Origin of the sequence: Bradyrhizobium lablabi (assembly GCF_900141755.1) — a bacterium.
GTDB lineage: Bacteria > Pseudomonadota > Alphaproteobacteria > Rhizobiales > Xanthobacteraceae > Bradyrhizobium > Bradyrhizobium lablabi_A.
In genome coordinates this window covers 5129896-5150660 of the sequence record NZ_LT670844.1, presented here as the reverse complement: position 1 = coordinate 5150660, position 20765 = coordinate 5129896, and the positions used below count along the sequence as shown (strand labels likewise).

Below are 20765 nucleotides of genomic sequence, written 5' to 3'. Positions count from 1 at the left end.
GCTGACGCAAATCCCCGTCGCGGCCTCCCGACTTTTGCGGTTAACGTGATGGTCTTACGGGTCCCAGGAAAACTGCGGCAGTATGGACGCCACGCTCGCCTTGAGTCACAACAGCATTGGTTGATGTGCGGGGGTCGAGGCGTGCCTCGTCATTCGCAGCAAAAAAAACGGCTCAAACAAAGCCGAGTGACGGGAGGCCTGTATGCTGATTCCAATCGCCGACGTGCCGCGCTGGTATGCCGAGCGCAAGCCCAAAGCGATCGCGGTCAGTCATGGCGCAGACCTGCTGACCTGGGAGCAGCTCGAGCGCGGCGCCAACCGGCGCGCGCGGGCCTTTGCGGCGAAGGGCGTAAAGCCAGGGGATTTCGTCGCGATCGGGCTGCCCAACAGCAATGCCTTCTTCGAGACGACCTTTGCGGTGTGGAAATGCGGGGCGACGCCGACCTCGCTGTCGTGGCGGCTGCCGCGCGGCGAAGCGGCTGCGGTGCTGGAGATTCTAAAGCCGGCTTTGGTGGTCGGCGGCGAGGCCGACTGGAATGCGCCGAATTCGCTGCCCGCCAATTTCGTGCCGGAAGGTTTTTCCGACGAACCGGTCAACAACCCGGTGGCGCGCTACTGGAAGGCGATGACTAGCGGCGGCTCGACCGGGCGGCCCAAGGTGATCCTCGATCATGGCCCGGCGGTCGTCGACACCGCGGCGGCATCGATGCTCGGCATTCCGCATGACGCGTCGCTGCTCAATCCCGGTCCGCTCTATCACAACGCGCCGTTCATCGTGACGCATACCGCGCTGTGCTCGGGCGGACGCGTCACCGGGATGACAAAATTCGACGCCGAGGAGGCGCTGCGCCTGATCGAAGCCGCGCGCGTGCAATGGGTCAATTTCGTGCCGACCATGATGCACCGGATCTGGGCGCTGCCGGAGGAGGTGCGCAACGGCTACGATCTGTCGAGCCTGCAAATCGTGTTTCACATGGCTGCTCCAATGCCGCCATGGCTGAAGGAGAAATGGATCGAATGGCTGGGGCCGGAGAAAATCTACGAACTGTATGGCGGCACCGAGCGCCAGGGCGCGACCATCATTTCCGGCGTCGAATGGCTCGCGCATCGGGGCTCGGTCGGCAAGATCGGCGAAACCTCGGCTTTAAGGATCATCGGCGAGGACGGCAACGATGTCGCGCCGGGTGAGAGCGGCGAAATCTATTTCCTGCCCAACGACGGCCCCGGCTCTACCTATCACTATCTCGGGGCCGAGCCAAAACGTCGTGCCGACGGCTGGGAATCGCTCGGCGATATCGGCCGGCTCGATGCTGACGGCTATCTCTATCTCGGCGACCGGCTCGCCGACATGATTCTTCGAGGTGGCGCGAATATCTATCCGGCCGAAGTCGAGGCCGCGGTAATGGCGCATCCAAAGGTGCGTTCCTGCGTCGTCGTTGGGCTACCCGATCCGGAATTCGGGCAACGCGTCCACGCCATCCTCGAACTTGACGAGGACGCCGATGCCCAAGCGGTCGCCGACGGCATGGGCGGTTTCCTCGCCGACAGGCTGAGCCGCTACAAGCATCCGGAAAGTTTTGAGATCGTCAAAACCGGCCTGCGCGACGATGCCGGAAAAGTCCGCCGCACGCTGGTGCGCGACGAGCGCGCGGCGTGGCTGAAAGAGGACCGCGCGTTCCGGATCATGCCACAGCGGGCGAAGGGAGTTGCGTAATCCGGCTGCGGGACACCGACTTCGGCCTAGCGCCCATGCAAGTCCAGCGTCGTTCGGTCGGGCGTACCGCCGTAATATTTGACAATGGCCTTTGGGAATTCCGGATCGGGAGACACCGCGCCGAACAAGGTCATCGACGAGCGGAATTTGAGGTCGTCGGGACTGCCGAGGATTTCCCTGATGGTACGACCCTCGATGGCGTTGATCAGTGCCGTGCACTCGCGAAGCCGCGGTCCCAAAACGCCATGCGCAAGATACGCGGCGGCTTCGTCGCGGGAGGCGATGGCGAATCGCCGGGCCATCGGGCTGTGGCCAAGACCGGCAAGCTGGGGAAAGATGAACCACATCCAGTGACTTTGTTTCTGGCCTTGACGCAATTCGGCGAGCACACGCGGATAGACCGGCGACTGCGCGTCGACAAAGCGCTGAAGATCGAACATTTCCGTCATGCAGGCTTCCTCTCGCTCTGGCCCACAAGTTCGGCCAGCCGGTCGAGCAGCAGCCGCTGGCCCTCAATGATCTTCGCGTGAGCGACAGGAAGACAAAACCATTCGGCGCGGTCGATCTCTGGAAATTTCTGCATCTTCCCACTTCTGGGCGGCCATTCGATCTCAAAACTATTGCTCGTGATGGCGGAAACGTCGAGGTCCCCTTCGACCGCGAAAGCAATCACGCGCTTGCCGCCGCGCTGACGAATCTCGCCGAGCGGTTCCAGCGGTGCGGCGACCGCAAGGCCGGTCTCCTCCGAAAACTCCCGGATGGCAGCGATCGCGGCTTCCTCGCCGGCATTCATTTCGCCTTTCGGGATCGACCACGAGCCGTCGTCCTTGCGGCGCCAGTAAGGTCCGCCGGGATGCACCAGCAAGACTTCGAGCTTTGCTGGGGCGCGCCGGTACATCAGGATTCCGGCGCTCGAAGACGATCGTTGAGCTGGTTTCAAGGGGCTCTCCCTGGCTCTTGGGAAGGAACAGAACCGGGTACCAATCGTTCCCTTCGCGTCCTCGGCACGAACCTCGGTCGTTTCGCCGGCACAACGCGCCTGATCACCAGGCAAATCACACCACGAAGCACTTTCAAGACGGTGATTTGCGACATAATATCAGCATTGGATTTGCGCTGCCCCTGTCCGCCAAGATTCGCGCAGGACACCCGCGCAGGGCCGATTGGCCAGGAGACCCTTCATGCCCTCTCTGACTGAATGGAAAGTGCCGCCGGCCTATCAGCCTCGCGCCACCGACTACAATTTCGATCTCGATCGCGTGCTTGGTTCCGTGGTCGGATTGCATTCGATTATCCCCTCCGACGCCTTCAGCGCGGACACGCTGGGCACCGAGCGCGCCGGCAATGGCGTGTTGATCGAGGACGGGCTGGTGTTGACCATCGGCTATCTGATCACGGAAGCGGAATCAGTCTGGCTGCATCTCGGTGACGGCCGCGTGGTGCAAGGCCATGCGCTCGGCTTCGATTCGGTCAGCGGTTTCGGCCTGGTGCAGGCGCTCGGCCATGTCGACCTCGAGCCGGTGCCGCTCGGCTCTTCGGCCGCCGCGCGGATCGACGACCGCGTCGTGGTGGGAGGCGCCGGCGGACGCACGCGATCGGTCGCCTGCCAAATCGCCGCCAAGCAGGAATTCGCCGGCTATTGGGAATATCTGCTGGACGAGGCGATCTTCACCTATCCGGCGCATCCCAATTGGGGCGGCACCGGGTTGATCTCGAACAGCGGCGAGTTGATCGGCATCGGTTCGCTGCAGCTCGAACGCGAGCGCGAGGGCAAGGCCGAACATGTCAACATGGTGGTGCCGATCGATCTTTTGAAACCGGTGCTCGACGATCTCAAAAAATTCGGTCGCGTCAACAAGCCGGGGCGGCCCTGGCTCGGGATGTACTCGACCGAGATCGACGGCAAGGTCGTGGTGATCGGCATCTCCAGCAAGGGCCCCGCGGCGCGCGCCGAACTCAAGGCGGGCGACGTCATCCTTGCCGTCAACGGCGAAAAGATCACGAGCCAGACCGGCTTCTACCGGAAACTCTGGGCGCTCGGTCCCGCCGGCGTCGACGTGCCGCTCACGGTCTACCATGACGGCGTCACCTTCGATGTGGTGCTGACCTCGATCGACCGCATGAGGCTGCTCAAGGGCCCGCGGCTGCACTAGAGAGAATCACCTCTCCCCGCTCGCGGGGAGAGGTCGAATTGCGGAGCAATTCGGGTGAGGGGGACTAACCGCGCTCATCTTTGTTCTGAATTTGCGGCGGCGGCCCCTCACCCCAACCCTCTCCCCGCAAAGAGCGGGGAGAGGGAGAAGTGGTCGATCGCCGCCGCCTCAGCCTAAATTCATCCCACACTAAAACCGAAGAAGGACTTGAGCGATGAGCGAGGCCGTGGTGGACGACATCGTGGCCGTGCTGCCGCCACTCTTGCAATCGCTCGAGGCGCTGTCCTTTATCGCCCGCCATCTCAATCCGCCGGATTTCGGCCAGGTGATGGAAGAGGCCGGCACGCCGGACCAGGCGTTGCGAGCGGTTCGCGCGCGGCTGACCGAATGGCCGGAGGAATTCGCCGATGTGCGCGCGGCGCTGGAGCGCGCGAGCGAGGCGGCGTTGGCGGCATTCGAAGGGTTGCGCGCGGTCCAGGGCGGCAGTGGCGATCTGGTTGCCGTGTTTCGCGCGCTGCGTCACGCGCCGCGCGCGCAGGAAGCGCTGTATCCGCTGGCCGCACGATTGCCGCCGGTCGGTCAATTCTTTGTCGATCCGCCGTTGCGCGAGGACGCGGCCCTATTGGCGCGGCTCGCAGAGCCGGCGCGCGAAAACACCGGTATCCTTCACGACCACAACGAACCCGGCAGCCGCGGCGGCTTCTCGCTCTATGTGCCGGAATATTACACGCCCGACCGCGCCTGGCCGCTGGTGATGGCGCTGCATGGCGGCAGCGGCAACGGCCGCGGTTTTCTGTGGAGCTGGCTGCGCGATGCCCGAAGCTATGGCGCCATCCTGGTCGCACCGACGGCGACCGGCGGCGCTTCCAAGAGTACTTGGGCATTAATGGGAGAAGACACCGACAGCCCCAACCTCACCCGCATTCTCGACCAGGTGCGAGGACGCTTCAACATCGACCCGGCAAAAATGCTTTTAACCGGCATGAGCGACGGCGGCACGTTCTGCTATGTCTCGGGGCTCGAGAGCACTTCGCCCTTCACGCATCTCGCGCCGGTATCCGCCACCTTCCATCCGCTGATGGCGGAGATGGCGGACGCGGAGCGGCTCAAGGGCTTGCCGGTCCATCTCGTGCATGGCCGGCTCGACTGGATGTTCCCGGTGCAGGTGGCGCGGCAGACCAGCCAATTGTTGTCGGCGGCAGGCGCCGATGTCACCTACCGCGAGGTCGACGATCTCAGCCATTGCTATCCACGCGAGATGAATGCCGAGATTCTGAACTGGTTAAGCGGCGAACGATGAGCGACACGGCCCGACCAGCGCCGTGTCGGTAATTTCCTCACCCATTCACTCTCGGCGAGAGCAGATCCTCGATCCCGATGCGGCGGAACATTTCCGCGCGGACGCGGTCGGCGACGCCGTTGACGATTTCCGCGCCGTCCTGCGACGGATCGATGTGGGTGCGAAACGGCCGCTTGCCGAAGGGCATACCGACCACTTTGACGATCGCTTCGGCAACCGTTCCTGCATCGGCGTCGGCGGGTTCAAGCGCGGCGAGGCCCTTGAGCGCCTGATCCGGCAGGCCGGCATAAGGCCCCTCGTCATACTCCGCGGCGCGCGCCCCGTCGGCGGGCGCACCGGAATGCGCAAAATGGTTGGTGCCCTTGGTGAAGGCGCCCGGCACGATGATCGAGGTCTCGATGCCCCAGCGCGCCAATTCGCCGGCGTAGGATACCGCGAGCGAGTCCATCGCTGCCTTGGCCGCGAAATAGGGCGACAGATAAGGCGGCGTGCCGCCACGCGCGCTGCTCGACGACACCCACACCACGAGGCCCCGGCCCTGCTTGCGCAACTGCGGCAGTGCCGCGCGATTGACGCGTTGGGTCGAGAGCACGTTGATGTCGTAGAGCTGTGCGAATTGCTCCGGCGTGAAGGCTTCCGCCGGGCCGAACGACATGTGGCCGGCATTGTGGATCACGACGTCGAGGCGTCCGTTGTCGGCGATGATTTTCGCGATGCCGGCGTTGGTGGAGACGTCGTTAGCGACGTCGAGTTCGACGGTCCTGAGATCGACACCGTGCTCTTTGGCATAGCGAGCGGCCTCGGCGACTTGCGGGGCGTTGCTGCCGGTGGTCCAGCGCATGCTGGCGTAGACGATGTGGCCGGCGTCGGCGAGCGCGCGCGCAGTGAGCGCGCCAAAGCCGCTGGAAGCGCCGGTAATGACGATAACCTGTTTCATGACGCATATCCTTTGATGGCAGGTTTGAGAGTTGATGCGGCCGCGTCCGGCTCAGACCATGCCGCCATTGGCGCGCAGCACCTGACCGTTGATCCATCCGCCATCGGGGCCGACGAGGAAGGCCACGGCTGAGGCGATATCCTCGGGCGTGCCAAGCCGCTCCAGCGGATTCATCTTGGCGAAACGATCGATCAATTCCGGCGACTTCCCGACCAGGAACAGATCGGTCGCGGTCGGTCCTGGTGCGACAGCGTTGACCGTGATCGAGCGGCCGCGCAGCTCCTTCGACAGGATCGCGGTGAGCATTTCGACTGCCGCCTTGGTGGCGGCATAGACGCCATAGGTCTCGAGCTTGGTCCCGACCACGCTGGTGGAGCAATTAATGATCCGGCCGCCGAAGCGCAGCCGTTTTGCGGCCTCGCGCAGCGTGTTAAACGTGCCCTTAAGATTGACCGCGACCTGCTGGTCGAACAGGGCATCGTCGCTGTCGGCGAGTTTGGCCAATCCCATGATGCCGGCATTGTTGACGAGCACATCGACCCCGCCGAACGCGGCTTCCGCCGCGTCGAACATGCCGCGTACCGCCCGGACGTCGCTGACATCGGCCTTGGCGGTGAGCGCGCGGCCGCCCTTGCCCTCGATTTTGCGGGCCAGCGCCTCGGCGGATTTGGCGTCGCCGGAATAATTGATGACGACGGTGAATCCGTCGGCGGCGAGACGTTCGGCTACCGCGGCGCCGATGCCGCGCGAGGCACCCGTCACAATTGCTACTTTGTTGGTTTCGTTGGCCATTTTCAGTCTCCTCATGGTTTCGCGGGCGATCCGCGTTTGATGGGAGGAAGCTATCGCCTTTCGTTTCCCGGATAATCAGCCATAATCCGGCATCACAGTCCGCCAAAGACGAATAATCCAATGGACCGATTCGACGCGATGCGGGTGTTCGCGAGGGTGGTGGAGCGGCGCAGCTTTACGCTGGCGGCTGAAGATCTCGGCTTGCCCCGGTCAACCGTCACCGATGCTGTAAAACAGCTTGAAGCGCGCCTTGGAGTGCGGCTGTTGGAGCGGACCACGCGGCAGGTGCGGCCGACGCTGGATGGCGAGGCCTACCACCGGCGCTGCCTGTCGCTGATATCAGACATCGAGGAGGCTGAGGCCGCCTTTGGCGGCGCCAAGCCTAGGGGATTGCTGCGCGTCGATGTTCACGGCACGCTCGCGCGTCATTTTGTGCTGCCGCGCCTGCCGGACTTCCTCGCCGAATATCCCGGCATCGAACTCTACATGAGCGAGGGCGATCGGCTGGTCGATCTGATCCGCGAGGGAATCGATTGCGTGCTGCGCGTCGGCGATCTCAGGGATAGCGACATGATCGCGCGCCGCGTTGCCATGCTCGAGGAGATCACCTGCGCCGCACCGGCCTACATCGATCGCTTCGGTCAGCCCGCGAGCATTGATGTCCTCGACGATCATATCATGGTCGGCTTCCATTCGTCGGGAACCGGCGCTCTGCTGCCACTCGAGTTCGTCCTCGATGGCACCGTGCGCGAGGTGACGTTGCGCGCCACGGTTTCAGTCAACGGCGCCGAGAGCCTGGTCGCCGCGGCGCGCCTTGGTCTCGGATTGATTCAGGTGCCGCGCTATCACGTCGAGGACGATCTGAAACGAGGCACGCTCGTCGCTGTCCTGCCGGATTGTCCGCCGACGCCGACGCCGGTCTCGTTACTCTACCCGCGCAACCGGCAGCTATCGCCGCGCGTGCGTGTCTTCATCGACTGGCTGTTGCGGGCGTTCGATGCCACGCGAGGCGGCGGAGATCACGATCGCGATCCCACTGGTGCGCGCACGCGTCATTGATGCTGGGCCGATCGCTGTTTCAAGGCTTCGTGATGCCGGATGCTTGATGGTTGTGCGTCCTTGCGGAGGCAGTACATAATCTCGTCGGAATTTTTCTGCAGAAACGCAGCAAGCAGCGATCCGCGGGGGCGCTGTTGTGCTGATCTAAAACCTTACGGAATCTTCATGATGCCCCCGAACAATACCTTCGCATCCCAAGCCCTGGCTTCCCAAGGCCTATCTTCTCAAGCCCTGCCTTCCCGCTCCTCCGCGTCGGTACTACTGACAAAAGGCGTCGCGCGCCTCGAGGGCACGCTGAAACTCACGACCGCGATCCTCGCGCTCGCGGCCGGCGTCTATACCTTTCTCGGCGTCCGCGAATTATTGAACGGCAGCCCCGGCATGGTGTTGTTTGCGGCGCTGATCTATTCGGTCGCCGTATCCGTCGGCATCTATGCGTTCTGGGTGTTCCTGATGCATTTCATGCCGCACGTGACCTTTCGCAGCGGCCGTGGCCTGATGTTCGGTTGCCTGCTGCTCGGCTCGCTGATGATCGTGGCGATGTCGTCATGGCTGAACGCCTCGGCGCTGGCCGGCGCCGCCGCGATCCAGCAGCATCTCGCCATCACCGTCCAGGATTATACCCGTGATCTCGACACCGCGAACACCAACGCCATCGCAGCGCAGGGGTTATTACCGGATATCCAGCTGGCGTCGTCGCGCTTCGCAAAACTCGCCGACGCCGAGCGCGCCGGTTCTCTGACGGGCACCGCCGGATCCGGCACCGTGGTGCAGCTTCTGACGCAAATGTCCGGGCAGCTCGATAGTCTCGGTCAGCAAGTCCAGGCTTCGGACAAGCGCGTCTCCGCCTTGTACGAGCAGGGCAGCAAGAGCCTTGCGAAAATGCGCGAATTGATCAGCGATCGCGGGCCGATTGCGGCGCGCAGCGATGCATTGGCAACGGAGTCGCTCACACTCATGGGAGTGATCGCCAATCTGCAGCAGACTTCCGTGGCGCCCGCGGTGAAGCGCGCGGCGGCGTCGCTGTCATCTAGCTTCATTGCGCCTTCCGCCGGAGGCCACACCTCCGATCTGGCGGATCGCCAGACTGCGGTCGTCGGCAAGGTGGAAAGCTCGATTGCCGCGCAGGCGCAGTCGCTGTCGGACGCCGCGGACAAGATCCTGGCGATGCCGAAGGTCGAGCCGATCAGGTTTCAGACGCTGTCGCCCGCCGAAGCGGTGTTGCGTTACGCCGGCGATTTCATCCCGAGCTGGGCGGGCGCGATCTCGATCGATCTGATGCCCGCCGTGCTGGTGCTGATCCTCTGTGTGGTGCACGCCTCGATCAGGCGCGAAGGGATTCCGGCGTTCAATGCCGCTGATATGACCGCGGGCGAACTGGTCGCGGCATTGCAAATGGCGCGCGAGGTCGGACAAGCACAGCCGAGCGCGCCGGCCGAAGTCAAGCCCCAACGCGAAAGCATTGCCGAGCCGACAGCGGCCCCCGACGAAAACGTCACCGCGCTGCCGGCGGCGCGCCATAACAAATAGCGCATCGCCGTGTCGCAATCTTTCACCATACGGCAGCGCCTTCATGCGTGGCTGTTGGAACATGCCGAAGAAATGGTTTTGCGCTGGATTTTCCGCAGCGCCGTTCTGGTCGCAATCGCCGCGCTCGCCTTTGACCTCGCCAGCCTCAACGGATGGATCATCTATCCCGATCCCGCCGCAGTGCCGGCGGAGATCAGGGAAGATTTGCCCGCACTGAATCTTCCCAGGCTGGTGCCGTCGATTCTCGCGCCCTTGTTGCCCGGCGACAAGCGCCTTGCGCCGCTACCGCAGCCGGAGGGCACGCTGGCGCAGCCGATGACGTTCGAGCTGGTCGGCGGCGGCCGATTGATGGCAACAGGCACCATCACGCCGGGAATTTCGAAAAATTTTGCAACGGAGGCCGAAAGGCACAGCGAATACATCAGGACCGTCGTGCTGAATTCGCCAGGCGGCTCGGTGACAGACGCACTCGCGATGGGGCGGCTCATTCGCGAAAAAAGATTCGCGACCGAAGTTGAAGCAGGAAAATATTGTATGTCATCGTGTCCCCTGGTGTTTGCCGGGGGCGTTGATCGACGTGTCGGCGACAAGGCCGCGATCGGCGTGCATCAGGTAGCGGCGATACGTTCGGCCGCGAACGACCCTCCCCGCGACGAGATGAGCATTGCGCAAAATATCTCCGCGCGCTGCCAGCACTATCTCGCTGACATGGGTGTCAGCCTGCAGGTCTGGGTGCACGCCATGGAGACTCCGCACGACAAACTGGTCGTCTTCAACCCGGAAGAGCTGAAATCGCTCAATATCGTGACGGCAGCGGCGGCGGCACCGACGGCGGCTGGACATCCAACGGCGAAAACTCTCCCAGGCCGTCCCGGCGATGCGGGAACCATCACTCGTTAGCTGCGTTATCGGCCGTCACCGGAGGAGCGGAGGTTTGTCATGCGCGTTTTTCTCGGAATGATCTTGGGGGCGCTGCTGCTGGTTGCGGGCGTTTATGTCTATGATTCGATGCAGACCTCGACGGTCGCGAACGGCCAGGTCGCGGACGCCAATCGCACCATTGTGAACTGGGATGTCGCCGCGGCCGACTGGAATCTCCTCAAGCGGCGCGCGCATGAGGACTGGGTCAGGCTGTCGTCGAAATAATCGCGAAAATATCGCTCAAGCCAGCGCCTTCGCCCTTCGGCGAGGGCGCTCTCGTGTTCGCTGTCGCTATTTCTTCGAAGCCAGCGCCTTGCGCGCGTCGGCAATGACCTGATCGAACTGCGCCATGGTGAGCACACCCGGCACGCGGAATTTGCCGACGATGAAGGACGGCGTGCCGCGGAATTCGAACGCGGTCGCCTGATCGTTGTTGCGCGCGAGTATTGCGTCGATCGCCTTGGCATTGCTGGCGAGGTCGCGCGTGGCGCGATCGACGTCGATGCCTGCGCCGGCGAGCAATTCGTTGATGCGCGGCTCGGTCAATTTCGAATTGACGCCGATCAAGGCATCATGGGCCTGGAGATATTTGTCCTGGTATTTGCAGGCCAGCGCCATCCGCGCCGCGACGATGGAGACCGGCCCCAGGATCGGCCAGTCCTTCAGCACCAGGCGGACCTTGCCGTCGTCCTGCACCACCTGCCGCAGTTCGGGTTCGATCTTGCGGCAATACGGGCACTGGAAGTCGAAATATTCGACGATGGTGATGTCGCCGTTGGGGTTTCCGGCGACCGGAATATCCGGGTCGCGCAACACCAAGGCTTCCGTCAGGACGGTTTCGCTCTCACCTCCCGCCAGCGCCGATCCGGGCGTGATCGCCATGCCTAGCGCGCCTGCGCCGAGGAGGCCGAGCGTTTCGCGCCGTGTGCGTCCCCGATACGGCTGGGCTCGCTCGATCGATCGGCTCATGTCTGGTCTCCTCGCCGTGTCCTAAAGCCTATACGCTCAAGATCCATACAAGTTACGCGCCAACATATAGAGCGCCACCAAGATAATGACACCGGCAAACACGATATTGAGCGCACCGCGCCGCGCCGACAATAGCCGGGCGGAACGGGTGCCGATCAAGCCGCCGGCGACGCCGCCCGCGATGAACAATCCCGCCAATCCCCACGAGATCAGGCCCGACCAGGCGTAGCTCGCCGCCGTGGTCAGCCCGAACGCCGTCACCGCGACGAGTGAGGAGGAGACCGCGTTCATGATCGACATGCCCGTTGCCAGCATCAAGGCCGGCACGATCAAAAATCCGCCGCCGATGCCGAAGAAGCCCGACAGCGTCCCGGTCGCGAGCCCGAGCCCGGTGATGGCGGGCATGTTGGTCCAATTCATCTTGACGTCGGGCAGCCCAATCCGCGACCGCGTCTTGAGCATCAGCACCGCGATGACCAGCATCAGCAGCGCGAACAGCGCCAATAGCTTTTGGCCGTCGAGCATCTTGCCGAAGATCGAACCGGTGAACGCGCCGACGATGCCGGCGGCAGCGAACATCAGCGCGCACGACCACACCACCGTGCCGCCGCGGGCATGGTTCGACAGATTGACCGCGGCGTTGGCGGCGACCGCAATCGCGCTGGTGCCGATTGCGACATGGGCATCGGGCACGCCGACCACATAGACCATCAGCGGCACCGCGAGGATCGATCCGCCACCGCCGACCAGGCCAAGCGAAAACCCGACCAGCGCTCCCGATGCCAGTCCCAACGCGCCCTGCACCATGGAGATCATAAGAGGATTAACTTCGCTTGCACGACCACGTCCTGGAAGGAATTTCTCCGAACCTCTAGGACGGCAGCATAAAGATTGCAACTCACATCAGCGCGCCAGCAGCGTCGCCGCCAGCGGCACCAGGAACGACGTCACCAGCGCATTGAGGCCCATGGCGATGCCTGAAAATGTCCCGGCGACCGCATCGACCTGGAAGGCACGGGCGGTGCCGATGCCGTGCGCGGCGATGCCGACGGCAAATCCGCGCGCGGGAAAATCGGTGATGCCGATAAGGTTCATCAATGGCGTCACGATGATCGCCCCCATGATGCCGGTGATCACCACCGCGACCGCCGTCAATGACGGATCGGCGTGCAGCGATTCGCTGATGCCCATCGCAACGCCTGCCGTTACCGATTTCGGGGCGAGTGATAGCACCACCTCGCGCGGCAGGCCCGCGGCCTCCGCCAACAGCACCACCGAGACGATCGCGGTGATGGAGCCGATAATCAGCGCCACCAGCATCGGCAGCATCGCCGCGACCACCTGCTTGCGGTTTTCGTAAAGCGGCACCGCCAGCGCCACCGTCGCCGGCCCGAGCAGGAAGTGCACGAATTGCGCGCCGCCAAAATAGGTCGTGTAGGAGGTGCCGGTCAGCATCAGGAACGCGCCGATGATCCAGATCGAATGCAGCACCGGATTGGCGAGCGCATGCCGGCCCGTGGCCAGCGACACCGCATCGGTGATCGCATAGGTCAACAGTGTCACCGTCAGCCACAATAGCGGCGACTGCGAAAGATAGACCCAGAGCGAGAACGGATTTTCGCTCATGGCTCGCTCGGTCCACGCGTCAACAGGCGGCTCGCGAGGAGAAACGTCGCGACCGTCACCAATAGCGTCACCACCACGGAGACTGCGAGCACCGCGATGATGGCGATGCCGTGGGCGGCGATGAGATCGAGCTTCTGCACCACGCCGACGCCGGCCGGCACGAACAGCAGCGACAGATTGGCGAGCAGCCCGCGGCAGGCACTTTCGACGCCGCCATCCCCAAGCGGCCCACGCGCCAAAACGACAAAACGGTCGCGCGCCAGTAACAACAGCAAAAGAAACAACAGCCCGACCACCGGTCCCGGCATCGGCAGCGCGAGACCGCGGACGATGACTTCGCCGGCCAGTTGACACAGCAAGATAAGGCTGAGGCTTGCGATCATCGGCCATCCGCGCGCGGAAGATTTTTGTTATCAGGCGATCCCGGCGCGGGCTTGTCAATGACCGGCGCGCTGCGGCAGCGCCATCAGCGTGCCGGTCATGGTCGCGACCAGGATTTCGGCGCCGTCGGTTTCCGAAAACGCCCGCGCCTCGCACACCGTCAGGGTGCGGCCGGGTCTTATCACCTGGGCGCGGAAGGCGAATCGCGCGCCCTTGGCGGGCGCAAGCAGGTTGGTCTTGAATTCGACTGTGAGAATGTCGCAGCCGGCCGGCATCAGCGTAAAGGCGGCGATGCCGCAGGCATTGTCGAGCCCCGCGGTGATGATCCCGGCATGGACAAAGCCGTTCTGCTGGCTGAAATGATGCGAATACGGCATCGACAGATCGACCTCGCCGGGCTCCAACCTTGCAATCGAAATGCCCAGCGTCCGCATTGCCTGCTGCCGCGCGAAGGTAGCAGTGGCGACTGCACGAAAATCAGGATTTTTCGGCTCGAAGCGCGCCATGGCTTAACTCCCGGCGGCCCGGCTCAAGCCGGCTCGGCGATGGCGAGTTGCGCTTGCGCCAGTTTGCGGATCGTATCCGGAAAGGCGGCGGACTTGCGCGCCTCGCGGTCCACGTGGACGCCGGTGATCTCGCACACCGCCGCGACTTCACCGGTTTCGCCGTTGCGCATCTCGTGCCGATAGCGGATCGATTTGTCGCGGATCTCGAGGAGGGTGCTTTTGATTTCGACGATATCGCCGGCCAGCATTTCGCGCCGATAGGTGATGTTCTGCTGCACAGCGGCCATGCCGCGATTGGACTGCCGCAAGTAAGTCGGCGTCAAGCCGATCCGCGCGAACAGATTCCAGTTGGCCTCGTCGAACTTGCCGACATACCACATGATGTTCATGTGGCCGACATGGTCGCATTGCCAGGGATAGACCGTGCCGCGATAGGTGGCCTCCGTCTCCATCGACCGCTCCCGCCTCCGATTTTGATACGGTAGCGTATCAGGCCTGCGGCGGGCTAGCAATACGCTACCGTATCAAGCTGGAGCGAGGTGACAGGCCATGACCGGCGGCAAAGGCGACGCCTGGATCGAGGCGGGATTCCGGGAGCTCGCGCGATCCGGCGTCGAGGGCGTGCGGGTCGAGGTTCTGGCCAAAAACCTGGGCGTCACCAAGGGTGGCTTTTATCGGCGCTTCAAGGATCGCGCGGCCTTGCTCGAGGGCATGCTGCAAGACTGGAGCGCGGGACGAATAGCTGCGATCGAGCAGCAGACGAGCCTCGAGGGCGCAACCGCGCGCGACCGCCTGAGGGCCCTGATCAGGCTTTATTCGGAGCGCATGAATACCGAGGGCATGGCGGTCGAGCTGGCGATCCGGCAATGGGCCCGGTCCGACGAAAAAGCCGCTGTGGCGGTCGCAAGCGTCGATGCCGCGCGGCTGAAGAATGTCGGACAGCTTTATCGCGCGACCGGGCTCGCACCTGAAGAAGCCGAGGCGGAGGCATTCCTGTTTTATTGCTTTATCTTTGGCCAGAGCTTGCTGTTTCTCGAGCGCGGCCCGCGCAAGCGCGCGCAACTGATCGCAAGGTCGGCCGAAAAGCTGCTCGACGACGAGGTCTGACGCGGCCGGAGTAAATAAATCCGGCCGCGTCGGCCTTGATCAGGCGCCCTTCAGCTTGGTATTGCACTGGCTGTAATAGCCGCCGCCCTTCTCGATCCACTTCAGGCCGCCATTGCCGTTGGTGGCCTTGTTGGCGTTGTACTGATCGACGCAGGTGTGCATCCGCGCCTTGCCCGCGCTCTCCTTGGCGTATTTCGGATCGACCGCGCTCGGGAACACGGCGGGCCCGGAGGGCAGCGTCAGCGTCGGCGCCGCGGGTGCTGCTTCCTTCTTGGCCTCTTTTGGTGCCGCCGGCGCTGGCGCGGGAGCAGGCGCAGCCGCGGGCGCGGCGACCGGCGTCGCGTCGGCGCCGCACTGGGCTTTGCGGAAATCGTTCCACTTCTGGCCACCGAGCGTGCCGGCGGTCTTGGCAGCCTGATATTTCGCACTGCATTCCTGCGTGGTCAGGGCTTGCGCCGGCGCGATGGCCGAAAGCGCGGCAAAACCCGTCACCGCAACGGCACATAATAATTTTAATTTTGCTTGAATGGTCATGCTTGGTCTCCTTGGACGTGGCGATCTGAAGTTCCCCATCCTAGCGCAGCGTCGACGCGCGACAAAGCAGCTATCCTTTCGCTGTTCCAAAATATCGCGTCGCACATGCGCCGGCGATAGTGCTTCATTCATCCGCGGTTCAGCATCGCGGCGCGACGTTGCGCCCCTCTTCAACCCGAGGTGCTCCCATGAAGACAGTTTCCTCCCGCGTCGCCGCGACCGCCATCGCATCCCTGTTCCTGCTAGGCACGGCGTTCGCGCAAACCCCGGCACCCACCACGCCCGCGCCGAAAATGGCGCCCGCGGAAAAGAAGGCCGCCAAACCGCAGACGGCGGAATCGCTCGAATGCTCCAAGGAAGCCGACGCCAAGGGACTGCACGGCAAGGAGCGCAAGAAATTCCGTTCCGAATGCAAGAAGGCCGCCGCCGACAAGGGCGCTGCACCCGCTGCCGACAAGAAGTGAGCGGAAGGCGCAGCTTCGCACTCGGCTAGGAAGCGCGCGGCGGGAGGCCCACAGCTGTCATCACCCGGCTTGACCGGGTGATCCAGTACGCCGCGGCCTCTCGATTCATCACTGGCGCCTCTGGAATACTGGGTCGCCCGGTCAAGCCGGGCGATGACAGTGGTGTATGGTGCCGAACCCAATCGGCTGCACCGCACCCGCCACGCAATGCTGCATGTGCGTTGCGCATTTGTCCCGGCTCCGCGGATTTGCCATAAGGCGGCGTGAAGCAAATCACCGCAGCGATGGCGCTTTCCAGCGAAAGCCGCGCCAAGATCCTCAATATGCTCGAAACGCTCGTCATCGGCAGCGCCGGTGGCTTGCTGTTTCTTTGGGCAAACCTTCCAGGCGGGTTGATTTCCGGCGCCATGATCGCGGTCGGCGCCGCGGCGTTGGCCGGCCGGCCGCTCAGCGTCCCTGCGCACATCACCCAGACCGTGCTGGTCCTATTAGGAATTTCGATCGGCTCGGTGGTGTCGCGGCAATTGATCCAGCATATGGGCGCCTATCCGCTGACCATCGGTCTACTGGCGCTGGCGACGTTTTGCTCGACCTTCGGCTCCAGCCTTTATCTGCAGCGCAGGCATGGCTGGGACCGCACGTCGGCGTTTCTGGCCGGAAGCCCCGGCGCGCTGTCGCAGATCACCATCCTCGCGGTCGAGCGCGGCGCCGACCTGCCGGCGATCGCCGTGGTGCAGACCATGCGCGTCATCATCCTCACCGCCGCGCTGCCGCTGGTGCTGGCGCTGACCGGGGTCGCGCCGTCGGCGCCACCGACCATGGTCATGGCGGTCGCCTCCCCGCTCGAACTTCTCGAACTGATCGGCGCCTCGCTGGCGCTGGCGCTATGCTTGCGGCTTCTGAAATTTCCGGCGAGCTGGATGTTCGGCGCGATGATCGCCTCCAGCGTGCTGCATGGTGCCGGATGGGTCGAGGGCGGCCTGCCGCCATGGGTGCGCGGCGTGGCGCTGGTCGGGGTCGGCTCGCTGATCGGCAGCCGTTTTGCGAAAATGAACGCCAAGGTCCTGGTCGGCCATATCCACGCGGCGCTCGGCTCGTTCGCGATCGCAATTTTGATTTCCGGGATCTTCGTCGCGGTGATCGCGCTGACCACGCAGGTGCGGGTGTCCGACGTCATCGTCGCCTTCGCGCCGGGGGCGATGGACGCCATGCTGGCGCTGGCGCTAACCTTGCATATCGACCCGATCTTCGTCGGCGCGCATCATCTGTCGCGTTTTGTCTTTGTCACCATCGCAACCCCCGGCATCGTCCATCTGTTCGGACGGCCGCAGGACGACGTGGATGATTAATCGACGGTCCTCATCCTGAGGAGCGCGCTTTTGCGCGCGTCTCGAAGGATGGGCCACGGGCCTGCATGGTTCGAGACGGCGCTAATGCGCCTCCTCACCATGAGGTCTAGCGCCTGGCCGTCCTGACGATGCCCCAGGCTGCGATCGCGGCCATCAATAGCGAGATCAGCACGTTGTAGCCGGCGAGCGAGAGGCCGAGAAAGCGCCACTGCACCTCGTCGCAACGGATCACTTTGACGGTGTCGAGCCGCTGCAGCAGCGTGCCGGCGCTGCCGAGATTGCCGACCGGGCCGGTGCAATCGGTCGGCCCCTGCCAAAGCTGCCACTCGACGCCTGAGTGATAGGTGCCGAGCCCGGCATTGCCGAGCGCTGCGAGCGCGATGATGACGAGGCCGGCGCTGAGCACCGCGCGCGGCACACCGCGCGCCGCGGCGAGCGCGACCAGCGCCGCGAATGGGATGATCGCATAATAGGCGTAGCGCTGCTCCAGGCACAGCGGACAGGGCAGGATTTCCAGCACGAGCTGAAAGAACCAGGCCCCCGCAATCGTCGCCGCAGCGATCACAAGGATCGCCAGCGCCGCCGTCAGCGCGGGGTTGGCGTCGTTATTATGCCGAAGCGTGGGGATTGCGGTCGTATCGGACGTCACATTCGCCTCCAGGGGCCGGGATACGCCAAAAAACAGGGACAGGCGGCTTTAAGAGAACGCCGCGCCCAAGCGATAAGCCGCTCCGCCAGCGTCCTAGCCTCCGAAACCGCAGCTGTCGAGGAGGGCTGCAATCACATCGCCGCGGGTTGACCGGGCTTGGCCGCCCGCTATATTCCGCCGGCTTCGTGACCTCGGGCTTTCCGGCTTTAGGGTGCGAAATGCCCCTGTGGCGGAACTGGTAGACGCGCTCGACTCAAAATCGAGTTCCGCAAGGAGTGCTGGTTCGATTCCGGCCAGGGGCACCAACCTACGCTGCTTCGCAGCTTCGGTTGGCGGGCCAACCGGAGCGGCGAAGCAGCGTAGGTTGCCCGCCGTAGCCTTGGCGAAGGCGGGCTCGATCAGCATAGCAACGCATGGAAAGGCTTCTCGGCCAATGACCGATGAATGGGCACTCCTGCGCAAGCTTGCGTCCCGCGAGAACATCCGGTTTGAGCCGGCCAGGCTGCCAACCCGAAAATGGCAGACACTCGCCTCAGGCATTCGCCTCAGCTACCTCGATTGGCCGGACAATGGTCCCGTCGCGCTCTTCCTGCATGGCGGCGCATTGACCGCGCACACATTCGATCTTGTCTGCCTCGAGATCAGCGACTGCTATCATTGTGTCGCGCTTGAATTGCGCGGGCACGGCGATAGCGATCGGGCGAACGATAGTTCGATCGGCACGTTGGTCGACGATATTGCGGCTTTCGCGGATACGCAGGATTGGTCGAGCTTTCATCTCGTCGGCATGTCGCTTGGCGGCTGTGTGGCCGGACATTTTGCGGCAACCAATCCGGGTCGCCTGAGAACTCTCGCGTTCATTGATGTCGGTCCAAAGGTGAATTTTGAGTCGACGGCGCCGATGCGCCAGTTCTTCGACCACGTCCGGTCGGGGCAAAGTGTCGAACAGCTCGTTGACAGCGCGATAGCTTCGAGCCGAAGCGCTGATCGAGATAAGATCCAATATCGCTTCCAGCGCAATCTCAAGACGACGCCTGCAGGCGTCGCCTGGAAAATGGATCGTCGTCGGCCAGCCGATTTCGAGCACATCCTCGGCAAGCTATCGGAGCTTGCCGGACTTGCGCGGACGATATCCTGCCCGGTGTTGATCGTGAAAGGAGGTGGCAGCGCTGTGCTTACGGAAGAAAATGCTGATGCTTTTGCTCGCGCGTTCCCCAACGGCCGCTGGCAAATCATTGCGGATGCGAGCCACAACGTGCAGGAGGACAAGCCAAAGGACCTCGTAAATCTGTTGCGTGGCCACTTCGCATGTGATGGCCCGGGCTGATTTGCCGTTCTCGGCAACACGAGGCCCGCCTCGCGAAGCCTGCCGGCCGGCCGGCCGGCAATTCGCACGACAGCCGGAACCAAAAATCGTGTGAGTAAGGCTGTGAGTAAAGGTTCGAGGTGCTCGGCCAGGGCACCATAAGTTTTTATTCCTGAAGCCGCGAAGTAACCCACTATCACACCGGCAACTTCCGCTTCTGGTGAGCCCGGCCTTTGATTGCGGTTGCCTCGCTATGCCCCGCGATCACGCGCACGCCCTCGTCGATCCGCTCGGTCACGTTGTCCGCCGTGCAGCCCTGCAGGAAAGCGATGCCGTTGTTGCGGCACGCCGCCAGGATGCGGTCGCGCGCCGTCTGCATTTCCAGTGGGTAAGGCTCGCGTGGAATGGTGAGGTAGCCGAGCGAAAGACTTAAGTCCCCCGGGCCGATCTCGGCAAATCCCAGCCCCGGCACGCTGAGGATCTCTTCGCAATTGGCGACGCCTTCGGGGCTTTCCAGCTTCACCCCCAGTAACAGTTCACCCTTCGGATTGAGCGGCCAGGGATCGCAGCGCTCCAGATATTCCTCGGTCGACAGGCCCCAGATCGGCGCTGCAGTTGTTTCCGATCCGCGCCCCCGTGTGCCGATGCCCAACAGCTTGCGGCCGGCGGTATCGATCCCGCCGTCCCTCGCCCGTGCCGCTCCCTCCATCCGTGCCAGCGGCGACGGGATCGCGGGATCGACGCCAATCGTGTTGTGCGGATAACGGCAGGATTCCACGAATGCCCGCACCGCGTCGGCGGTCTCCGCCTGGCACAGCAGGATGCCGTGCACCCCGCGGCCCAGGATCTGGCGGAACTGCCAGGCGTTGTAACGTACATGCGCGGCGTCTATGCCATTCACCGGCGCCTCGACGATCACCGTCGGCGTGCGGTGTCCCGACCGTGTCGGCCCGGCATCGACCATGCCGCGCATGTACTCGGCAAGGCCGGCCATGTCGAACGAGCCGTGCTCCATGCCGACGTTCATGTAGTCGGCCCAGGTAGCAGCATCGATGCGACCCTGCGCATGGGTCAGCACATGGCCACTATGCGGACCGTCATAATAGATCGCCTGATCCTGCTCCAACAGTTCGATGCTGCGACTGATCCGCATACCCATGAAAGGCCTGCTCCGACAGTTTCCGGCGATGCCCGAGCAAGGCTAGCACGGTGCCACGCCCTCGCGCGATAGGCGCAGATGATCTGATGGCAAACTGGCGTTTGCCTCGTCGTCCTCCGCTTGACCGTCGCGCGCAAGGAAGACTCGTGCTGGATCCGCGGCAACATCGGTGAAGACGTCGTGTTTCTGATGGACAACGCCAACCCGCCTGAAGACGATCCTGGAGCTGCGGGCTATTTCTACAATAAGGCGCCGCGTTTTTCCGTGCTGGGCGATGGCTACGTGAATTGCGAGCCGTTCAAGTAGAGG

The 20765-nt window shown here is 63.5% G+C and carries 25 protein-coding genes and 1 tRNA gene; 13 read left to right on the top strand and 13 right to left on the bottom strand.

Annotation, left to right across the window (positions count from 1 at the left end):
• Positions 1–202: 202 nt before the first annotated feature.
• A complete protein-coding gene (locus B5526_RS24040) occupies positions 203–1714 on the top strand; it encodes an AMP-binding protein (protein ID WP_079542315.1) in 1512 nt (503 codons plus the stop codon).
• Between the two features lie 26 nt (positions 1715–1740).
• Here B5526_RS24040 and B5526_RS24035 read toward each other — a convergent pair whose 3' ends face one another.
• On the bottom strand, positions 1741–2163 hold the full coding sequence (locus B5526_RS24035; protein WP_079542314.1) for a DUF1810 domain-containing protein: 423 nt from the start codon (positions 2161–2163) through the stop codon (positions 1741–1743).
• Positions 2160–2654, bottom strand: a complete 495-nt coding sequence (locus B5526_RS24030; protein ID WP_283807552.1) for an NUDIX domain-containing protein — start codon at positions 2652–2654, stop codon at positions 2160–2162. Before B5526_RS24030 ends, B5526_RS24035 begins: the two co-directional genes overlap by 4 nt.
• Positions 2655–2895: 241 nt before the next feature.
• On the opposite strand from B5526_RS24030, the gene B5526_RS24025 reads away from it, so the two are divergent.
• Together B5526_RS24025 and B5526_RS24020 are read left to right on the top strand one after the other, a co-directional pair.
• Positions 2896–3867 (top strand): S1C family serine protease, encoded by a 972-nt coding sequence (locus B5526_RS24025; protein ID WP_079542311.1) that lies wholly within the window; start codon positions 2896–2898, stop codon positions 3865–3867.
• A gap of 214 nt (positions 3868–4081) precedes the next feature.
• Positions 4082–5167, top strand: coding sequence for a phospholipase (locus B5526_RS24020; protein WP_079542310.1), 1086 nt, complete (start codon positions 4082–4084; stop codon positions 5165–5167).
• Between the two features lie 37 nt (positions 5168–5204).
• On the opposite strand, the gene B5526_RS24015 is transcribed toward B5526_RS24020, so the two are convergent.
• The gene (locus B5526_RS24015) at positions 5205–6104 is read right to left on the bottom strand and encodes an SDR family oxidoreductase (RefSeq protein ID WP_079542309.1); all 900 of its coding nucleotides are present in this window, start codon (positions 6102–6104) and stop codon (positions 5205–5207) included.
• Between the two features lie 51 nt (positions 6105–6155).
• Positions 6156–6896, bottom strand: coding sequence for an SDR family oxidoreductase (locus tag B5526_RS24010; RefSeq protein WP_079542306.1), 741 nt, complete (start codon positions 6894–6896; stop codon positions 6156–6158).
• 120 nt (positions 6897–7016) lie between these two features.
• On the opposite strand from B5526_RS24010, the gene B5526_RS24005 reads away from it, so the two are divergent.
• The 4 genes from B5526_RS24005 to B5526_RS23990 all read left to right on the top strand — a co-directional run bounded on the left by B5526_RS24005 (position 7017) and on the right by B5526_RS23990 (position 10631).
• Positions 7017–7955, top strand: coding sequence for a LysR family transcriptional regulator (locus B5526_RS24005; RefSeq protein WP_079542304.1), 939 nt, complete (start codon positions 7017–7019; stop codon positions 7953–7955).
• A gap of 168 nt (positions 7956–8123) precedes the next feature.
• Entirely contained in the window at positions 8124–9485 is a 1362-nt protein-coding gene (locus tag B5526_RS24000; RefSeq protein ID WP_079545269.1) for a hypothetical protein, read from the top strand.
• Positions 9486–9539: 54 nt separating this feature from the next.
• Complete coding sequence (locus B5526_RS23995; protein WP_433994595.1) at positions 9540–10385, top strand: hypothetical protein; 846 nt, start codon at positions 9540–9542, stop codon at positions 10383–10385.
• Positions 10386–10424: 39 nt separating this feature from the next.
• Positions 10425–10631 carry a hypothetical protein gene (locus B5526_RS23990; RefSeq protein WP_079542299.1) on the top strand — a complete coding sequence of 69 codons (207 nt, stop codon included), beginning with the start codon at positions 10425–10427 and terminating at the stop codon, positions 10629–10631.
• A gap of 66 nt (positions 10632–10697) precedes the next feature.
• Here B5526_RS23990 and B5526_RS23985 read toward each other — a convergent pair whose 3' ends face one another.
• From B5526_RS23985 to B5526_RS23960, 6 genes are all read right to left on the bottom strand, one after another.
• Positions 10698–11375, bottom strand: a complete 678-nt coding sequence (locus tag B5526_RS23985) for a DsbA family protein (protein ID WP_079542296.1) — start codon at positions 11373–11375, stop codon at positions 10698–10700.
• 36 nt (positions 11376–11411) lie between these two features.
• The gene (locus B5526_RS23980; RefSeq protein ID WP_079542294.1) at positions 11412–12191 is read right to left on the bottom strand and encodes a sulfite exporter TauE/SafE family protein; all 780 of its coding nucleotides are present in this window, start codon (positions 12189–12191) and stop codon (positions 11412–11414) included.
• 87 nt (positions 12192–12278) lie between these two features.
• Positions 12279–13001, bottom strand: a complete 723-nt coding sequence (locus B5526_RS23975) for an LrgB family protein (protein WP_079542292.1) — start codon at positions 12999–13001, stop codon at positions 12279–12281.
• Positions 12998–13384: a CidA/LrgA family protein gene (locus B5526_RS23970; protein ID WP_079542289.1), complete on the bottom strand. Its 387-nt coding sequence runs from the start codon at positions 13382–13384 to the stop codon at positions 12998–13000. The genes B5526_RS23975 and B5526_RS23970 overlap by 4 nt, the downstream gene beginning before the upstream one ends.
• Positions 13385–13438: 54 nt before the next feature.
• Positions 13439–13888 carry a PaaI family thioesterase gene (locus tag B5526_RS23965; protein WP_079542287.1) on the bottom strand — a complete coding sequence of 150 codons (450 nt, stop codon included), beginning with the start codon at positions 13886–13888 and terminating at the stop codon, positions 13439–13441.
• 23 nt (positions 13889–13911) lie between these two features.
• Positions 13912–14340 carry an acyl-CoA thioesterase gene (locus B5526_RS23960; RefSeq protein WP_079542284.1) on the bottom strand — a complete coding sequence of 143 codons (429 nt, stop codon included), beginning with the start codon at positions 14338–14340 and terminating at the stop codon, positions 13912–13914.
• Positions 14341–14437: 97 nt separating this feature from the next.
• Here B5526_RS23960 and B5526_RS23955 point away from each other — a divergent pair, with 97 nt between their 5' ends.
• Positions 14438–14995, top strand: coding sequence for a TetR/AcrR family transcriptional regulator (locus B5526_RS23955; RefSeq protein WP_079542282.1), 558 nt, complete (start codon positions 14438–14440; stop codon positions 14993–14995).
• 39 nt (positions 14996–15034) lie between these two features.
• Here B5526_RS23955 and B5526_RS23950 read toward each other — a convergent pair whose 3' ends face one another.
• Positions 15035–15529, bottom strand: a complete 495-nt coding sequence (locus tag B5526_RS23950) for a hypothetical protein (RefSeq protein ID WP_079542279.1) — start codon at positions 15527–15529, stop codon at positions 15035–15037.
• A 188-nt stretch (positions 15530–15717) separates the two neighbouring features.
• Here B5526_RS23950 and B5526_RS23945 point away from each other — a divergent pair, with 188 nt between their 5' ends.
• Together B5526_RS23945 and B5526_RS23935 are read left to right on the top strand one after the other, a co-directional pair.
• Complete coding sequence (locus B5526_RS23945) at positions 15718–15993, top strand: PsiF family protein (RefSeq protein WP_079542277.1); 276 nt, start codon at positions 15718–15720, stop codon at positions 15991–15993.
• Between the two features lie 263 nt (positions 15994–16256).
• A complete protein-coding gene (locus B5526_RS23935) occupies positions 16257–17342 on the top strand; it encodes an AbrB family transcriptional regulator (RefSeq protein ID WP_079542273.1) in 1086 nt (361 codons plus the stop codon).
• Positions 17343–17448: 106 nt separating this feature from the next.
• Here the strand turns inward: B5526_RS23935 and B5526_RS23930 are convergent, their stop codons facing one another.
• Positions 17449–17991, bottom strand: a complete 543-nt coding sequence (locus B5526_RS23930) for a disulfide bond formation protein B (RefSeq protein ID WP_079542270.1) — start codon at positions 17989–17991, stop codon at positions 17449–17451.
• A gap of 220 nt (positions 17992–18211) precedes the next feature.
• Between B5526_RS23930 and B5526_RS23925 the strand changes: the two genes are divergently transcribed.
• Positions 18212–18296 (top strand) — tRNA-Leu (locus B5526_RS23925).
• 74 nt (positions 18297–18370) lie between these two features.
• A complete protein-coding gene (locus B5526_RS23920) occupies positions 18371–19318 on the top strand; it encodes an alpha/beta fold hydrolase (RefSeq protein ID WP_154071421.1) in 948 nt (315 codons plus the stop codon).
• A 175-nt stretch (positions 19319–19493) separates the two neighbouring features.
• On the opposite strand, the gene B5526_RS23915 is transcribed toward B5526_RS23920, so the two are convergent.
• Positions 19494–20456: an aldolase/citrate lyase family protein gene (locus tag B5526_RS23915; protein ID WP_154071420.1), complete on the bottom strand. Its 963-nt coding sequence runs from the start codon at positions 20454–20456 to the stop codon at positions 19494–19496.
• Positions 20457–20576: 120 nt separating this feature from the next.
• Here B5526_RS23915 and B5526_RS23910 point away from each other — a divergent pair, with 120 nt between their 5' ends.
• On the top strand, positions 20577–20762 hold the full coding sequence (locus tag B5526_RS23910) for a hypothetical protein (protein WP_079542263.1): 186 nt from the start codon (positions 20577–20579) through the stop codon (positions 20760–20762).
• Positions 20763–20765: the final 3 nt, after the last annotated feature.

Excerpts from the sequence above, each read along its gene's own strand:
- B5526_RS23985 (WP_079542296.1), bottom strand. The coding sequence starts at position 11,375 with ATGAGCCGATCGATCGAGCGAGCCCAGCCGTATCGGGGACGCACACGG.
- B5526_RS24020 (WP_079542310.1), top strand. The coding sequence starts at position 4,082 with ATGAGCGAGGCCGTGGTGGACGACATCGTGGCCGTGCTGCCGCCACTC.
- B5526_RS24035 (WP_079542314.1), bottom strand. The coding sequence starts at position 2,163 with ATGACGGAAATGTTCGATCTTCAGCGCTTTGTCGACGCGCAGTCGCCG.
- B5526_RS23990 (WP_079542299.1), top strand. The coding sequence starts at position 10,425 with ATGCGCGTTTTTCTCGGAATGATCTTGGGGGCGCTGCTGCTGGTTGCG.
- B5526_RS24040 (WP_079542315.1), top strand. The coding sequence starts at position 203 with ATGCTGATTCCAATCGCCGACGTGCCGCGCTGGTATGCCGAGCGCAAG.
- B5526_RS23975 (WP_079542292.1), bottom strand. The coding sequence starts at position 13,001 with ATGAGCGAAAATCCGTTCTCGCTCTGGGTCTATCTTTCGCAGTCGCCG.
- B5526_RS23970 (WP_079542289.1), bottom strand. The coding sequence starts at position 13,384 with ATGATCGCAAGCCTCAGCCTTATCTTGCTGTGTCAACTGGCCGGCGAA.
- B5526_RS23960 (WP_079542284.1), bottom strand. The coding sequence starts at position 14,340 with ATGGAGACGGAGGCCACCTATCGCGGCACGGTCTATCCCTGGCAATGC.
- B5526_RS24000 (WP_079545269.1), top strand. The coding sequence starts at position 8,124 with ATGCCCCCGAACAATACCTTCGCATCCCAAGCCCTGGCTTCCCAAGGC.
- B5526_RS24025 (WP_079542311.1), top strand. The coding sequence starts at position 2,896 with ATGCCCTCTCTGACTGAATGGAAAGTGCCGCCGGCCTATCAGCCTCGC.
- B5526_RS23950 (WP_079542279.1), bottom strand. The coding sequence starts at position 15,529 with ATGACCATTCAAGCAAAATTAAAATTATTATGTGCCGTTGCGGTGACG.
- B5526_RS23965 (WP_079542287.1), bottom strand. The coding sequence starts at position 13,888 with ATGGCGCGCTTCGAGCCGAAAAATCCTGATTTTCGTGCAGTCGCCACT.
- B5526_RS23955 (WP_079542282.1), top strand. The coding sequence starts at position 14,438 with ATGACCGGCGGCAAAGGCGACGCCTGGATCGAGGCGGGATTCCGGGAG.
- B5526_RS24005 (WP_079542304.1), top strand. The coding sequence starts at position 7,017 with ATGGACCGATTCGACGCGATGCGGGTGTTCGCGAGGGTGGTGGAGCGG.
- B5526_RS23915 (WP_154071420.1), bottom strand. The coding sequence starts at position 20,456 with ATGGGTATGCGGATCAGTCGCAGCATCGAACTGTTGGAGCAGGATCAG.
- B5526_RS23945 (WP_079542277.1), top strand. The coding sequence starts at position 15,718 with ATGAAGACAGTTTCCTCCCGCGTCGCCGCGACCGCCATCGCATCCCTG.
- B5526_RS24015 (WP_079542309.1), bottom strand. The coding sequence starts at position 6,104 with ATGAAACAGGTTATCGTCATTACCGGCGCTTCCAGCGGCTTTGGCGCG.
- B5526_RS23980 (WP_079542294.1), bottom strand. The coding sequence starts at position 12,191 with ATGATCTCCATGGTGCAGGGCGCGTTGGGACTGGCATCGGGAGCGCTG.
- B5526_RS24010 (WP_079542306.1), bottom strand. The coding sequence starts at position 6,896 with ATGGCCAACGAAACCAACAAAGTAGCAATTGTGACGGGTGCCTCGCGC.